The 15,714-nt window shown below is 45.0% G+C and carries 16 protein-coding genes and 1 pseudogene; 8 read left to right on the forward strand and 9 right to left on the reverse strand.

Features of this window, described 5'->3' with window-relative positions; genetic code table 11:
- A partial coding sequence (locus tag QT984_RS19720) for a tetratricopeptide repeat protein (RefSeq protein WP_333374722.1) occupies positions 1-220 on the reverse strand: 220 nt, incomplete at its 3' end.
- A 32-nt stretch (positions 221-252) separates the two neighbouring features.
- Between QT984_RS19720 and QT984_RS19725 the strand changes: the two genes are divergently transcribed.
- Positions 253-594 carry an NACHT C-terminal alpha/beta 1 domain-containing protein gene (locus tag QT984_RS19725; RefSeq protein ID WP_333374724.1) on the forward strand — a complete coding sequence of 114 codons (342 nt, stop codon included), beginning with the start codon at positions 253-255 and terminating at the stop codon, positions 592-594.
- Positions 595-618: 24 nt separating this feature from the next.
- Here the strand turns inward: QT984_RS19725 and QT984_RS19730 are convergent, their stop codons facing one another.
- The 6 genes from QT984_RS19730 to QT984_RS19755 all read right to left on the reverse strand — a co-directional run bounded on the left by QT984_RS19730 (position 619) and on the right by QT984_RS19755 (position 6,386).
- Positions 619-1,155: a hypothetical protein gene (locus QT984_RS19730; RefSeq protein WP_333374726.1), complete on the reverse strand. Its 537-nt coding sequence runs from the start codon at positions 1,153-1,155 to the stop codon at positions 619-621.
- Positions 1,156-1,353, reverse strand: a complete 198-nt coding sequence (locus QT984_RS19735) for a hypothetical protein (protein WP_333374729.1) — start codon at positions 1,351-1,353, stop codon at positions 1,156-1,158.
- A 139-nt stretch (positions 1,354-1,492) separates the two neighbouring features.
- Positions 1,493-3,871, reverse strand: a complete 2,379-nt coding sequence (locus tag QT984_RS19740) for an EF-hand domain-containing protein (protein WP_445243050.1) — start codon at positions 3,869-3,871, stop codon at positions 1,493-1,495.
- Between the two features lie 309 nt (positions 3,872-4,180).
- Positions 4,181-4,489: a hypothetical protein gene (locus tag QT984_RS19745; protein ID WP_333374730.1), complete on the reverse strand. Its 309-nt coding sequence runs from the start codon at positions 4,487-4,489 to the stop codon at positions 4,181-4,183.
- Positions 4,490-4,634: 145 nt separating this feature from the next.
- The gene (locus QT984_RS19750; protein ID WP_333374732.1) at positions 4,635-4,958 is read right to left on the reverse strand and encodes a hypothetical protein; all 324 of its coding nucleotides are present in this window, start codon (positions 4,956-4,958) and stop codon (positions 4,635-4,637) included.
- A gap of 183 nt (positions 4,959-5,141) precedes the next feature.
- Positions 5,142-6,386 (reverse strand): HhoA/HhoB/HtrA family serine endopeptidase, encoded by a 1,245-nt coding sequence (locus QT984_RS19755; protein ID WP_333374734.1) that lies wholly within the window; start codon positions 6,384-6,386, stop codon positions 5,142-5,144.
- A 284-nt stretch (positions 6,387-6,670) separates the two neighbouring features.
- Here QT984_RS19755 and QT984_RS19760 point away from each other — a divergent pair, with 284 nt between their 5' ends.
- Positions 6,671-7,027 carry a metal-sensitive transcriptional regulator gene (locus QT984_RS19760; protein WP_333056814.1) on the forward strand — a complete coding sequence of 119 codons (357 nt, stop codon included), beginning with the start codon at positions 6,671-6,673 and terminating at the stop codon, positions 7,025-7,027.
- 297 nt (positions 7,028-7,324) lie between these two features.
- Here QT984_RS19760 and QT984_RS19765 read toward each other — a convergent pair whose 3' ends face one another.
- Complete coding sequence (locus QT984_RS19765; protein ID WP_333056815.1) at positions 7,325-7,762, reverse strand: helix-turn-helix domain-containing protein; 438 nt, start codon at positions 7,760-7,762, stop codon at positions 7,325-7,327.
- 434 nt (positions 7,763-8,196) lie between these two features.
- Here QT984_RS19765 and QT984_RS19770 point away from each other — a divergent pair, with 434 nt between their 5' ends.
- The 6 genes and pseudogenes from QT984_RS19770 to QT984_RS19795 form a co-directional block, all read left to right on the forward strand.
- Positions 8,197-8,319, forward strand: a complete 123-nt coding sequence (locus QT984_RS19770; protein ID WP_333056816.1) for a hypothetical protein — start codon at positions 8,197-8,199, stop codon at positions 8,317-8,319.
- A gap of 400 nt (positions 8,320-8,719) precedes the next feature.
- Positions 8,720-9,364, forward strand: a complete 645-nt coding sequence (locus QT984_RS19775) for a pentapeptide repeat-containing protein (RefSeq protein WP_333056817.1) — start codon at positions 8,720-8,722, stop codon at positions 9,362-9,364.
- A 412-nt stretch (positions 9,365-9,776) separates the two neighbouring features.
- A complete protein-coding gene (locus tag QT984_RS19780) occupies positions 9,777-10,553 on the forward strand; it encodes a pentapeptide repeat-containing protein (protein WP_333056818.1) in 777 nt (258 codons plus the stop codon).
- A 171-nt stretch (positions 10,554-10,724) separates the two neighbouring features.
- Positions 10,725-11,873 (forward strand): AAA family ATPase, encoded by a 1,149-nt coding sequence (locus QT984_RS19785; RefSeq protein WP_333269907.1) that lies wholly within the window; start codon positions 10,725-10,727, stop codon positions 11,871-11,873.
- Positions 11,874-11,963: 90 nt separating this feature from the next.
- Positions 11,964-12,215: a hypothetical protein gene (locus tag QT984_RS19790; protein ID WP_333056544.1), complete on the forward strand. Its 252-nt coding sequence runs from the start codon at positions 11,964-11,966 to the stop codon at positions 12,213-12,215.
- Positions 12,194-12,460: pseudogene (locus QT984_RS19795) on the forward strand (DUF4276 family protein); the annotation flags it as partial. The gene QT984_RS19790 and the pseudogene QT984_RS19795, both read left to right, overlap by 22 nt.
- 187 nt (positions 12,461-12,647) lie before the next feature.
- On the opposite strand, the gene QT984_RS19800 reads toward QT984_RS19795, so the two are convergent.
- Entirely contained in the window at positions 12,648-15,653 is a 3,006-nt protein-coding gene (locus tag QT984_RS19800; protein WP_333374737.1) for a GAF domain-containing protein, read from the reverse strand.
- Positions 15,654-15,714 lie beyond the last annotated feature (61 nt).

The raw sequence follows: 15,714 nt of genomic DNA on the forward strand, positions 1-15,714 counted from the left end.
GAAGTTCAATCGCTTTATTATAATCAGCGATCGCCCCTTTTTTATCTCCTAAATTATAACGGACGTTACCCCGGTTGCCGTAGGCAAAAGCTAAGTCAGGCTGAAGTCCAATCTCTTTATTATAATCGGCGCTCGCCCCTTTTTTATCTCCTAAATCATCTTGAGAAGTGGGCTTCCCATAATTAGGATTAAGTTTCTTACGTCGTTTTGCCTCTCCCATAAATTTAACCCTGATCTAATTAAAGTTTGAACTTGTCTGACTACTTTAGCATTCCACATATTTTATTTCCTGTCAACTCATCAAAAAACACTACTGCCCCAAATCCACAGAGGGCATCGCCCCCCACCCTCACGGAACTCAAAATCTACTCTTTACTCATAGACTGGGAAAAACACCCCATTCTCATTTTCTACGAAGACGCGATACCTCCAGGTTTTAGCCAAACTTTTCTCGATTCTCTCACTCGCTTCGACGCGACAATCTGCGCGATCGCCGACTCACCCCATCCCACCATTCCCACCTTCTCAGCCCAAGATCCCCACCTGATTCAATCTATTATGACTTGGCTACAAAGGACTATTTTAGAGACGTGAAGCCATCCTCAATTTAATTTAATATCAATAACGTTCGTGAATTGATTTACATTCCCAAAAAAATCCAGGCCCAACCGTCAAAACTTGTTCAGTTGGCATGAACAATTCCCAATAAGCAAGTCCAGAATCATCTTGCAAATCTGGCTCTAAAATAAGTTTATAGTCACCCTCAAAAACTAGAGTGAGACTAATATTACGAGCATAAATCACAAAATCAATCAATTCTTTATTTTCCAATTGCTGCAAAACTTTTTTGACAGCATCTATTTCTACCTCATCTATTTCTGCATCTATATCTACTGGCAAGGAAGAAGTTAAGATTCGATCACCTTGCTTGAAAACCCAAGGTGTTGCCCTTGTGCCAAATTGCCAACTACCTTTGCGTAGATGTGCTAATTTTGGGTGAGTATAGGCAGACATCTCACCGAAATCTAGCCGTAATTCATCCCCATAACTAAATATAACCTGATGACAAATTTCTCCGATCATCGGTTTAGTAATAACTAAAATAATTTGCTCGATATCTGGCTTCTGATTAGCAATAGATGTTTGAATAGCCATTTAAAGATCCTCTAAAAATTCTTGAGCTTTCTGGCGGAGTTCTTCATAAGTAAAATCGCCTCTACGGTTTAAAGTTCCACCATAACCATTTTTCTTTTCTTCCTCAAGGAATAAACCAAAAGCAATCCTTAATTCACCTCCCATCTTAAACTCCCTAGCGATCGCATCAACCTGTTTAATATCGCGTTTTCTACCCATCAATACATAGAACCCGAATTATTCAAAATTTATTCCTTCTGCTATAAATCTACTCAGAATGTTAATCACGCTAAGTTGTCTAGTTTTTATAATCGGTAAAAAGTTAAGCTTAAAAGCTTAACTTTTTACGGACTGATATCTAAGCCACCTCTACGAACACACCGCTTCGAGCAAACTCCTCTTCTTCAGGACTAAAGACGGGAGCTTGATCCACAAGGTCAGGGTCAAAGTAATATGTCTCTTGTAGGAATTGTCCGGTGACGATCGCCTCCTCCAACTCCTTGATATAATCTTGGGCAACTAAGCAAGCCTCCTTGATGCCTTCCTCATCCCTCTTATCCAACAGCTTTTGCAATGTTGCTCTCACCCCTGTCAGTCGTGCCGCCGGCTTGAGCATACCGTAGAGGCGGTACATCCGATCGGTGGCAATGCTAATGTGTTTGAGGGCTTTGGCTCGTGCTAGCTCAGAGTCAATGCTGGGCCAATAACGAGTGGTATAAAATGCTTTCTCATCCTTGTGATACCACTCCTCCGATCGCGCAATTGACGAAGAGACAGTATTGTGCAGCTTCCAGAAGAATAAGCGCAGGGAAGCGCCATCTACTACGGTGGACAGCTTCGCCTCCATTGATACCTCAAAGTTATTCAGACGCGGATCGCGCCCAAGCACGAGGTACTCCACAGGGTACATTTCCACCTCTTTATTCTGCACGACATAGGCGTTGAGATGGTGGCGGCAGTAGGGGCAGGGATACATAGTGGCAAACAGCTTGAAGAAGTCCTTGAAAATTGCCACCAGAGTTTTTTGCTGTTGGGGGGTCTTGGTAGAGACAATTTCAGCCGTAGTGTGGAAGAAACGCCACACCGCAGGGCCAATATAATACGGGAAGCTGACGCGCATTTGTGAATTCTTTATTTCACTGCGATCGATATACACGTCGATGAACGATACGTATTGCGAGAGTTCCCCAGACTCGCGCCCAAACTCCAAGCGTTCGCGCCGTTTCTGTACCCCATTCAGGTAGTTGTGCGTCAAGCGCCATGCCTGTTGAAGCATCAACTTCTGTTTTGGAGCGCATTTGGGAAAGCCTTCTGCAACATCCGCCCCATAGCGCCCAAATTCCCCTGACGTTTTAGTCGCTTCGTACCACTGGTTTAAAGCCACTTCGTCAGGAACCGTGTTGAAGGGGATGTCTGCTGCTGTGCTGACGCTGAAGGCCGCTAGCAGCTTCGGCATAAAGTCCTCATACCAATATGCTACTGGCATCATCGCACCATCGATTTCCTCTGAGGCATCCGAGAGGATGACGCGGTTCCACTTCTTCAGGTACTCTTTTGGATCTCCCTCAGATTTGGCTGGTGGCGGTGCCATTTCCTCACTCAGTTCCATTTTTCTCAATCGGTTGAGTTCGTTGATGGCAAGCACACCCTCGGCGATGTCACGCAAGTTGAGACTTTTTTTCTTGATGGTGATGGCAAACTCGACTCCCGCCGCAAACTTTTCCTTGGCAGTTGCAGACTTACCTCGCGCTTCCAACATGGCTTTTTGTTCTGCCAACATTTCTGGAGTTTTTTCTATAGTCTTCCAGTTTTTGATGCGATCTTGCAGTCGGGCATATTCATCTTCGAGCGATTTAACTACTGCATCCAGTACAGGGTTGCACGCCGACTCTACTACACCCAATCCTTTATAAAGCCCGATCGCACATCTGACAAATTGCACAAAATCAACGATTCTGTATGGCAAGTTTCTCACGCGCAGGTGAGTCTCGTGGTTGGCGGAAAAACTCTCGCGGAAGCTGCGGTAGGCTGCTCCCTGGATCAGACGAAACAAACCAATCTGCATCTGCAAGCGGGACGTACCGCGCTTGTTCTCAGCTTGTGGGTGTTGCGCGAGTAGTTCTTTTAGGCGCGCTATTTCTGGATTGCTATCGGTGGGTGCTTCTTCTAGATTAGGTTCAATAGTGGCAGAAGCTGCCTCATCGATCGCAGTTGCTGTACTTGCGATCGCAGCCGCTGTACTGTCTGAAATCTCGGTTGTCTGTGTGCTGACAACCGGAACCGGCGAGTCTTGATATCCTGTTGTGAGCTCTGACTCATCCGGTACCAGTTTGCAGAATTCCTTAAAGTCAATTGAGGCATCGCCGTCATTGTCTACCTCTTTGATGATCTCATCGAGCTCTTGCTCTGTCAGCCCAAACTGGCTCATCACACCGTGCAGCTCGTCTCTGGTGATTTGACCGCTACCGTTTTCATCAAATACACTAAATGCCATTTTGAGACGACTCTGGCGATCGCCCTGCTGGGACACCATCAGCATTTTGAATTCATCAAAATCGATACTGCCAGACAAGTCTACGTCCACTTCTTTGATCATGTCGCGCAGCTCGGTTTCGTTAGGACTCTGGCCTAGCGATCGCATCACTTGACCCAGTTCTTCTGATGAAATAGCACCGCTCCCGTCCGCGTCAAATACTTTAAAAGCTTCCCATAACTTTGCCACATCTTCTTCAGTCATGGCTTTTTTTTCAAGCTGCACAGAGGTCATAACTAAATCTTCCCTGATTTTTTTATTGGCTGTCTATTGATTAAGCTGTTCGGCATTTAAAAGACGATAGTAGGGTGCGTCAGTACAGAAGTGTTTCCCAAGTCCTGTAAGTGTTCACTCCTGACGCACCATACAAGCCTCGTTAGTGCTTTAAATGCTCCACAGCTTACGACCAATATACTTTAATTCCTGATGACTTACGCAACGATATTGTCAAATCCAAGGGTGTTGCCGATATCTCCCACTTTGGCTTGTGACAGTATATCTATCAGATTGATATTACTCCCAGTAATTTTCCCAATCATCCTTAAAAACTTCCTGTAATCTCTGCATATACGCATCAGTCTTAATCTTCACCATCCACAGATTATTAGCATTGCTGCCTCCCTTGCACACAACACCTTCATCTACACCGTATTTTCCGTGGCGAATATCATCCATAAACTTTCCCGTCAGTTTGCCGCGATAAATCACTCGCGCAATATTTAATTTACCAAAATCCTGAATAAACCGATCGGGAATAACCATACCGCGATCGGTTTCCACATCAAAAAGTACCAGTTGTTTGCGATCGTCCTTTTGGTGCATGCCCGCAAACGAGCTAGCACCAAAAAACTCTGTAAGGAATGAGAATTAAATAACTTCCACAATGAAAGTGGGATGGGCGTCCCGCCCGTCCACTCATGACGGGCGGGACGCCCATCCCACAATAACAATTAAAATTGTAAGTTATTTAATTCGCGCTCCTAAACACCGTAATTTCAGCCGAGTGATACTGTTCGTTCTCTCGAAAAATAAACTCTAAGGGACTAGCAAACTCTCTTTTAAATATTTCAGGTGCTGCTTCTAAACCTGGATGTGCAGCAATAAATTCTGCAATTCCCATCTCATCCAAATCAAATCTACTGCGGCGCGTACCAAAAGCATACCAACCAAGTTCAACTTCCCAAAACCAATGCAAATTAGTGCCATCGTACTTCTCAAAAGCTACACATTGTTCGTTAGGGCAATTTTTACTATCGGGAATTTTGGGATAGGCAAGTTGAACTCGTGTCATATAGAGGAAGGAAGTTCGGCAACGGATTGTGTAACTGATGTAACGGATGTAACGGATGTAACGGATGTAACGGATGTAACGGATGTAACTGATGTAACGGATGTAACGGATGTCAGTCCGAGGGAAGAAGGAAGAAGGAAGAAGGAAAGGTTTTTTAACAGTTTTACCCCTTCCTCTTCACTTCTAAAAATCTTGCAATTGAGCAGTTTGAACGGCTACTTCTTTAATCTGGGCACCACGGCGCACCTTCAGTTTGAGAATTTGACCGATTTGGCTGTTTTCCACCAAATTTTGCAACTGTTCCGCCTCAGTCACTCCTTCACCGTCAATTTGAACTATCACATCCCCTTTGCGAATCCCTGCTTTCTCCGCAGGGGTGTTGGGCACAACTCGCATCACTAAAACTCCGTTAACTTCCGGGACAATCAAAGGAGCATTGGGGTCAGAATTATTCTCTCTGGCCATTTCAGGAGTCAAAGCAATCATCTGAATCCCCAAAAACGGATGGCTGACTTGTTCTCCCTTGGCTAACTGCGCGTAGATGGCCTTGGCTTTGTCGATCGGAATCGCAAACCCAATACCCATTGCATCGGCTCGAATCGCCGTGTTGATGCCAATCACTTCTCCTCTGCTGTTTAACAGCGGGCCACCGGAATTGCCGGGATTGATGGCCGCGTCGGTTTGAATGAAATCGAGCCGCTTGTCGGGAATGCCGACGGCTGCACTGGAGCGTTTGAGGGTGCTGATAATGCCCAAGGTGACGGTGTTGTCAAATCCCAGGGGGTTGCCCACGGCGATCGCCCAATCTCCTACTTTCACCGCGTCGGAATCTCCCAAGGTGGCCGTCGGCAGGTTTAATTGCTTGGTATTAATTTTGACAACTGCCAAATCTGTTATTTCGTCAGTACCTTGGACTTCTCCTGGAAATGTTCTGCCGTCGTTTAAGGTGACAGTGACTCGATCGGCTTTGTCAACTACGTGAGCGTTGGTTAAAACAATCCCGCTTTTGTCAATAATGAAGCCGGAACCTTGACCGCGTAAGCGTTCTTGTCTGGGGGTCAAGCTGCGTAAATCTTCTCCCAAAAATCTGCGGAAGAAGGGGTCTTCCATTAAGGGATCGATGTTGCGACTGACAGTGCGCTCGGTATCAATACGAACAACTGCTGGCCCGACTCGATCGACTGCTGCAGTCACAAAACTGCCGGTATCCCCTGGGAGTTCAGGACTCCGCAGCGCTAACAGTTGCGGATTCGCGGCGGTGGCTGGGAAACTCTGGAAGTGTAAGTTGGGCGGATTTGTGAACGTCGCGGCGGTAGCGGGTGCAGGATTGATTGCTAACGCACTCAGGGCGATCGTCATTGCTAAAATTAGGGCCAACCAACGATCACCGGTTCGAGGTGCGGGCCGAAAAAACTTAAATAGTCGCATAGCGTCAATCTTTGTTAGTCTGGGTTAGTCTGGTAAGGGTGTGCGATCGTGCGGACTCAATAATCTGTCACTATGAAGATCCTAAATATATTTTGACAGTTACAATACATGAGTCACGAGCCCGCACCAACTCACCCTATTCTGAATTCTAACTTTAAAAAATTCCCTAGTAATACCAGTTTCAAAAAAAGAATGCAACTCTAGGCCCGTGGGCCCAACCATTACCAAATCACTCATTCCCAATCTAAAATCTAAAATCTAAAATCTAAAATGGTATAACCCCAATGATTCTATCTGATACTTCTACTGACAAATCCTTGCCCTCAAATTCCCACCACCACCATCACGACGATAAATCAGTCCACCCTCACCATCACGATGAAGAATCGAGGCGGCGGCTGGTAAATCGCTTGTCTCGGATTGAGGGACACGTCCGCGGCATTAAAACAATGGTGCAAGAAAACCGTCCCTGTCCCGAAGTTCTGGTGCAAGTTGCTGCGGTTCGAGGCGCGCTCGATCGCGTAGCGAGAATCATTCTTGACGAACACTTAACTGAGTGCATCGCCAGAGCCGCGAAAGAAGGCAATATCGATACGGAAATCGAAGAGTTGAAAGCCGCTTTGGATCGGTTTTTGCCTTAGCCGCTGCCAATTTTTACATCCATATAACAAAACCTGCAAGTTAGACAAAACTTGCAAGTTATTCTTTCTGGCTAATTTTTTAAGCATCTTTCACAAACGCGGGAAAAGCATCAAATTTTCTCCCCTTCACCCCCATTGCCACAACATATAATTTATATGCTTCGCAGTTTAGGAGAGCGAGTTTTGTTAAAAAAGAATTAGTCCGGTTTGTCGTGATGACGCAACTCCTCAAGATATTCAAAAGCTGACGGTTAACCATTAGATAATCGGTGCTTAATCCGACGTGGTATGAACTGTCTAGACTTTCGTCAGCTTGGCTTTTAGGTGATATCTGACTGTTGCATAAACTGCTTTATAGGAAGCCTCAATGCTGTATTCCTGCTGCAACCACTCTTGAATTTCTCCATAGCTTTTAAAGCCTTTCTGGGGGTCGCTGAGGCGCATTGCCAAACTAGCGCGGGCAAGAGGTGGAATGGCCGGCTTACGGCCACCGCTGTGCTTTGTTTCGAGGAGTCCTTCGAGTCCGTCAGATCGGTACTTTCTCAGCCACCGCTGCACTGTAATTCGATTTACCCCGATCGTCATTGCCAATTCTTTAACTGTCTTAACATGACAAATTTTGAACAGGTAAAGTGCTTGAATTTTTTGAAAGCCACTTGCTGTTTTTTGTTCAGTTAACAGGTTTTTTAGCTCTTCACTTGTCTCTGTGATGCTAAGTTTACATACTCCAGCCATATCAATTACCTCACGATTCGCGTTCTACAATACCTTTGTTTGACAAGGGAGCAAAAGCTGCTCCTATCCTAAATGCTGACCTTTTGTTTGCCCTGAAGCAATACAAAAGCGATCGTACTCATTCAACTTTTTCCTTCCTGGATGCACTCAGACGCTCAGAAACCTGATTATTTTAACCTGGAGCAAGGTTGCAACGATTTTTTTGGTAAAACACCCTGTTTCTGGGTCAGTTTTGTATTTGATGGACAAGCGTCATTGCTAATACTGATAGCCGTTAACCGATCGACTGTAACATTAGCGGCAATAGGTGACTCTTAAGGAATACCATTTATTCTTTTATTGTTAAACATCAATCATGGTTTTCCTGGTATTTATTGGTATTTTTTGCGAACGTATGGGCGATTTTCAGTCATTAGGTGCTAGCAAACAAGCGAATGTCTGTACACCAGCGATCGCATTTTTATACAGACATTCCCCTCGTCCCCGAAGTGCATTTTTGGCTTTCGCAGTGCGAAAAATCCTTAGATATCAGCACTCTCATCGGTCAGAGCGGGTAGGGCCGAGTGACGTTGCAACCTACTTTCACAGCAAGCGGGCTACTATCCGTGAAACTACTGGCTTTATCGCCAATTGAGTAAAACACGACGAGGGTGGCATTGTCAATTTCTCAGCATTACAGTATAAGTATCGGCTATTTTTGCCCGTCTGCTGTGATCGAAAGCGGAACCTCTATGTGATACTACTAACATTGTTTTGTGATTTAGGTCACACGAGCACTCAGTAAGCTCAACTAGCCACAAAAAGTTATGAGTTCGATCGGACTTTCCACCTAAAACCTTATAGATTCAGGGAAGTTTCACCCTAGGTGTGAATATTTCAGAATCTAAAATTGCAGAACATCCGGTGTAACCAGCTTGCTGACAGTATTCTTCATTTAAAAGGTGTAGAGAAGCCACAATGAACGTTGACGAACTGCTCAAGCTATATGCAATAGGAGAAAGAAATTTTAGTGGGGTCTACCTGCACGAGGTCTACCTCTACGAAGCAGAATTGATTGGAGCCAATCTGTATGAAGCCGACCTGATTGGAGCCAATCTCAGCAAAGCCAAACTCAACAGAGTCAACTTTGGCAAAGCCAATTTGTGCAAGATTAATTTGAGCAAAGCAGACTTAGGTGGAGCAGACCTCACAGAAGCACTTTTACTTGAAGCTAACCTGAATCGAGCTGAGTTGATGGGAGCAAATCTCAGTAAAGCAGACTTGAGCGGAGCTTCTCTGATCCAAGCAACTTTAATTGGAGCGAATATATCTCGGGCAACACTCAGCCGTGCAGACTTGCACGGAGTAAATTTTTACGGAGTAAACTTGCGTAGGGCGGTGCTCACAGAATGCGATTTAATTGGCGCAAACTTGAGTAAAGTAGACCTTAGCGGAGCCGACTTAATGGGGGCGAGTCTAATTAGGGCCGACTTGACTGAAGCGATTTTAAGTGCGTCCGACTTAAGCGGAGCAAACCTGTTGGGAGCAAACCTTACAAAAGTCAACCTGAGCGGAGTATATCTTAAGGGTACAACGATGCCCGACGGCACGATTCACGACTAATTTATTGGTTAATTTTTATGGTTGCCGAGAACAGCGGCTAAAGGGTAATGAGTAATTCATTACCCTAATTTATTGGCAGCGAAATCTTTATTTGACCGAAAGCATCCATGATACCCGCCACGTGATTCATCCGTCCAGAAATAAAAAACCTGTATCCGAGAAACTTGCCGAACGTATTTCTCTCGCGCAAGTCAATGCTTCAATTCTAAAATCTAAAATCTAAAATCTAAAATCTAAAATCGATTGACACTCAGGTAAGGCCGAGAACTTCAATCTAGGCTGCTGATGGCGCTCAGAACTCCTACATACGGCAAGTCAAAAGATTTGTTGGGTGAACTTGTGTTATGGTGATTTTCAATTGCTTCGATAAAAGCTATTTTAGATTTAATATTTTGGATTTGGGACGGTTAAAATGAAACTCAGAATCCTCGCTGCTGCAACGCTGCTGAGCGCGATCGCCCCGATCGCTCCTGCACCCGCCGAGAACATCCAACACACGCAACAATTACTAGCCACCCGACAGTGCCCCAACTGCGACCTCAGCAGTGCTGGCTTGGTTTTAGCCAATTTAACAGGAGCCAATCTCAAAGGTGCTGACTTGAGGTTGGCTAACCTCAGTCGAGCCAACCTCGCGGGGGCTGACCTCAGCGGTGCCAACCTCAGCGGCACTAGCCTGTTTGGCGTCAACCTGACAGGGGCAAACCTCAGCGGTGCGAACCTCAGCGGTGCTGACTTGAGAAGTGCCTATCTCAGCGACGCCAATTTGCTCAACGCCAATTTAACTAACGCGCAACTGCTCGGAGTTAGAGGAATGCCAACCAATATTGGCACCGCTGAAGACTTCTATCGGTTGGGAGTGCTGGAAGCTCAAGCAGGAAACTACAGAAACGCCATTGATTATTACAATCAAGCCCTGAATCTGAAATCGGATTTAGCAGCAGTTTATTTTGCACGCAGTATGTCTCGCGCTGACTTGGGAGAGTTCGCCGGTGCGGCTCAAGACGCTGCAATAGCAAACAAACTCTTTGCAGATCAAGGAAATCCCCAAGGTGAGGAGTTGTCAAAGCAGTTAGGCGAAGCCATTGTGGCACGCCAAAAGCCAACGGAACCCCGCACTTCCAGCCGCGGCGACTTTATGAGTCTTCTGGGGTCGATCGGTTCTGTGCTGATCAAGTTGGTTTTACCTTAAGAACTTGTGAACGACCTGCTCCAACGATTTTTCATTGCGCCAACCCAAGCGATGTAGAGCGTTTCTTACACCCATCTGGCTTTACTAAACCCCTAATGTCTGTAAGGCAGGTATACTTAGCCTAGTCTCAATATATGTGTCTAGGCTAGTTTCACTATTTAAGGACAGAATATGAATAGATTTGAAAATATATCCGTAAGGGGTTTTCGGCGTCTTCAAAATATTGAGCTTGAGATGAGAAATCTCATCGTCATGATTGGTGCAAACGGAGCAGGAAAAACTTCTTTTTTAGATGTCCTTTCAATACTAGCCGCTTCAGCAATTGGAAATTTACAGAATTTATTACAACTTAAAGGCGGCTTGAATGAAATTTTGACAAGAGGTAAAGTACAAGAACTTGAAATTGAAATTTCACTGCAAGTGCCAAAGGAACAACCTTTGAAGTACAGCTTAACATTGTCACCTAAAGGTTTATCTTATGAAGTTAGAGACGAATCTTTAACACAGCAGAGAAATCCCAACAGAGCTGAACCATTCAAGTATATTGAATCACAAGGTTTGGATATTAAATATTCTCAAGAAGAAAGCAGAGGATTTGTTAGACCGAGTTGGGAGCATAATCCTCTTGAAACATCCCTTTCTCAAGTTCCTAAAATGTATCGCGAACCAGAGAACCTGAGAAAGAGCCTTGCTTCTTGCACATATTATGGATCACTCGATGTTTCCGAGAAAAGTCCAATCCGTCTACCTCAAGCAATGCGCCCTGCAAAGTTGCCTGGAGCAAGCGGTGAAAACCTCGTTTCCTGTCTTTATGACCTTCGGGAAACCGATCGTGACCGTTTTGAAATGGTTGAAAATATCATTTCTGCTGCCTTTCCAGATTTCGAGCGATTAAACTTTCCTCCGGTTGCCGCAGGAACTATGTCTATGACTTGGACAGATAGAAATTTTTCTGAGCCTTTCTATGTCCATGAGCTATCAGAAGGAACGCTGCGTTTCCTCTGGTTGGTTGCGCTGCTGCAAAGTCAAACTTTAACAACTATTACGTTGTTAGATGAACCCGAAGTTAGCCTACACCCGGAACTCTTAAGACACTTAGTTTATCTAATGAGAGAAGCTTCAAAACACACTCAACTGATAGTTGCCACACACTCAGATAGACTCATCAGATTTCTCGATCCAAGCGAGGTTTTGGTCTGCGATTTGGAAGAAGGGGAGGCAAAAATGAGGTGGGGTGACACTTTTAACCTGAATAAATGGTTAGAAGATTATACTCTTGACCAGCTTTGGGAAATGAATGTGATGGGTGGCCGTCCATGAGAATTGCTATTTTGGTTGAAGGTGCTACTGAAGTGGCATTTAAAGAGAAGCTTCGTAAGTTTCTCCAAAGTCGTTTAGAGCAAGCAAAAAATGCCCAGACTCGACTTTAAACCCCAACATGGTGGAATTCCCAAGGAAAAGAAACTCAAGGTTATTGTTGAAAATTTCCTCGATAATGATGGCTATGATGCTGTAATTGCACTTACAGACGTTTATACGGGAAAGCCGGACTTTAAAGATGCCAATGATGCTAAAGAGAATCCCCAAAATTCTATCCTCACACAGCATCACATGATTTTGAAGCATGGCTTCTTCCCTACTGGACCACTATCCAGAAGCTAGCGAAACACAACCTTTCTGCTCCTAGCGGTTCGCCTGAAACAGTGAATCATCAAAAGCCACCTTCCTATTGGATTAAGGAAATTTTTAGAACAGGAAAATGCAGAAAAGACTATGACAAAGTGATTGATGGAAAGGCTATTTTGGAAAAAAACGATTTGATGATTGCGATTCAAGCTTGTCCAGAGCTAAAAGCTTTTGTGAATCGAATTATCTCTCTCTGCGATGAAGAGAAAATAATTTCTTGACGTAAAACACGATCGCTGTTAACTACCCAAATTATCATCAAAGAAGTCGGGTAAGCTGTTCTCCATTTAAATTGTGTGTCAAAAATCACTCAAATTATTGTGGGATGGGCACGCGAGCCCGTCCCGAATATGCAATTTAAACGCGCAACAGCTTATGTGGGTGTTCAGTTTTTTTAGGTTGTTCTACTTAATTCAGGGGAATCTCGATCCAGAATTCTGTACCATGACCGGGTACAGAAACACATTTAAGTACGCCTTGGTGTTTCTCAACTACAATTTGGTAACTGATAGACAGTCCTAAACCCGTGCCCCGACCTACGGGTTTAGTAGTAAAAAACGGATTAAATATGTGAGAGATTAACTCTTTGGGGATGCCGTGACCATTGTCGGCAATGCAAATTCCTACCATTTTTTCATTGATTAATTCAGTGCGAATCCGAATGCAAGGAGATGGAAAATTAGGAATCAAACACTCGGTGGTGGCCTTTATATCTCCTGACTCGATAGGCAGTATTTGGGAGCTTAAATGCGTCGCGGCTGCATTTGCTGCTTTAAAGGGAAGATTCATAACTCCCTCTTTTTTTCTCAGTTCTAGGGCGTCGAGGGAATTACCGATCAGATTCATAAATACCTGATTGAGCGAGCTGGCATAGCATTCAACTAAGGGCAACTTGCCATATTCTTTAATGATTTCTACGGTGTTGTGCTCAGAATTGGCTTTGATCCGGTGCTGCAAAATCAACAGGGTACTGTCGATGCCCTCGTGAATGTCAACGGCTTTTTTCTCGGCTTGATCGATCCTGGAAAAATTACGCAAAGATACCACTAACTGGCGAATGCGCTCAACTCCGACTGTCATGGAACCCAAAATTTTTGGCAAATCTTCGGCAAGAAATTCGATGTCTATTGCTTCGGAGCACTCGCTAATTTCTGGGTTGGGATTGGGGTAGTGCTGGCGGTAGAGTTCCACCAAGCAGAGTAAATCTTTGGTGTATTCGCTGGCGTGGGACAGATTACCGTAGATAAAGTTAACGGGGTTATTGATTTCGTGGGCGACTCCGGCCAGGAGTTGTCCGAGACTGGACATTTTTTCGGTTTGAATCAGTTGGGCTTGGGTATTGTGCAATTCTGTGAGGGTTTTAGCTAGCTGTTCGGCTTTTAATCGATCGGCAGTTGCTGCATTGAGACTTTCTTGATAAAGTTCTGCTTGGTGAATGGCGATCGCAGCTTGAGCCGCTAAATGTTGCACCAATTCCTGTTCTGCTGTTTGCCAAACTCTCGGCCCCGAACACTCATGGGCAATCAGCAACCCCCACAATTGGGAATCTTTGCCCATCATGGGTACAATTAAACTTCCTCTCACCTGCAAATCTTCCAAAAATTCGCGGTGACAGGGTGTTAAATCCTCAGTATAAATATCATTAATTGCTCGCACCCGTCCGGCTCGATAAAAGCAGTCTGAGCCTTCGGGAAAGCATCCTTGTGGAGATGTGATACCTAAAATTGACCGCCACTCGCCGCAAACAGCTTCGACAACTACCTCGCCCTGTTTGTCGGCCGCAAATTGGTAGATTACCGTGCGATCGGTATCCAACAAAACTCTGACTTCTCGCACAATAGTTTGCAGTATGATTTTTAAATCTAAGGTGCTGCGAATCTGGTCTCTAACTCGCGTCAATACTTTGGCAAAGTCCAAGGATTTTTGCAATTGGGCGGTGCGTTCTTGAACTTGGCGCTCCAAGTTGGCATTCAGAGTTTGCACTTCTTTATAAAGAACGTACTGCCCAATTGCCGAACAAAATTGGCTGCCTATAGCTAAAGCTTGCTCAATTTCTTCGTACTTCCACTCTGGCGACTGACCTTTTTTTATTTCTCGCCAAAGTTCAAATGATTGTCGGGGAAGGGTTTGTGCAGCGCTGGTGTCAAAGCGCCCCGCCCACATTTTTTCGGTATCTATTGCATTGCGAAAAATGGTCAAACAGCCAACTACTTGTTGTTTGTAGTGGAGGGGAATTACCAACAAACCCCGAATTTTAGTAGATTGGAAAGCGGGAACTAAAACTCTAAATAGAGGTTCTTTGTATAAGTCGGTAATTATCAAAACTGGGAATTGAGAATTAGTAAAAATTGGAAATTTGGGAAATTCTTCGGTATTTTTGAATCCTTTGGTTAGCCATTCCTGCCAGAGGGCATGAGCTTCGATCGCCTTAACTTTTTCCCAGTTGGGAAGTGTCGGTTGTTCTCCTGTGGTGAACAGTTCAAAGGTAGCATCACTGTGGGCCGGGGCAATTGGCAATCCTCCTTCTATCTTGGGAGGGGATAATTTTTCACCGTTGATTTTCGGCTGGTTGAGATAGAGTCTGCCACCGCTGCCACCCAAAGCGGTGACGGTGGCTTCTAAACCCTGTTGCAGTTGAATGTTGACGTGACCGTACAACAGGGCTGCTATGCGGCTCACGGTAGCTTCGCGGGCCGCTTGAGAGCGGGTTTGCTGGAGGAGGAGGGCGTGGGCGATAGCGCTAGACAATTGATCCGATACGAGCTGAACTACTTCTAAATCTGCTGGTGAAATATTGAGGGGCGCACAGTGGTGAGACACTAAAAGTCCCCACAGTTCGATGTGAATTTTTTGATTATTTCCTGGCTCGTATCGAGTCAGACACGTCGCGGCTTGGCAGATATCTGTTTTGCTGTTTTCCGAGACGATCCGGCGGTGCACTATCGGCACGACTAAGGATGATTGCACTCCCATTGCGATCAGGTAAGCGGTGTGGCAAGGATCGAGCGATCGGTAGTGCATCTCCTCTTTTATTAAGGGTTGACCGGTGTCTGCTGCATCGAGGGGACTCAGGACGATCGTCCCTGAGTTAACATCTATTATTGTCCGCTGGCGCAAAGTGAGATACATCTCCCTGGCGCTGGCGGGAATGTCGTCTGCTGGAAAGTGCAGTCCTTTCAAGGAAGGGAGATGGTTGTTATTAAGTGACTCAGCAACAACTTCTCCACTGCCGTCGGCACTAAACCTGTAAATCATAATGCGATCTGTTTTCAAAAAAGACCGCACTTCTGCTACCGTACTGGTTAAAATATCTTCTAATTCTAGAGATTGGCGAATGCGTTCTGTTATCCGCCGTATCAAAACTTCTCTGTCTAGTTTATAATGTAATTCTTGCGTATTTTCTCTGAGTTGCATAAATCTCCTTTTGTACTTATACAATGATAATAAGAAGTTTTGATGTGCTCTTGGAGCGTTG

It is taken from the genome of Microcoleus sp. Z1_B2, assembly GCF_036700325.1.
GTDB lineage: Bacteria > Cyanobacteriota > Cyanobacteriia > Cyanobacteriales > Microcoleaceae > Microcoleus.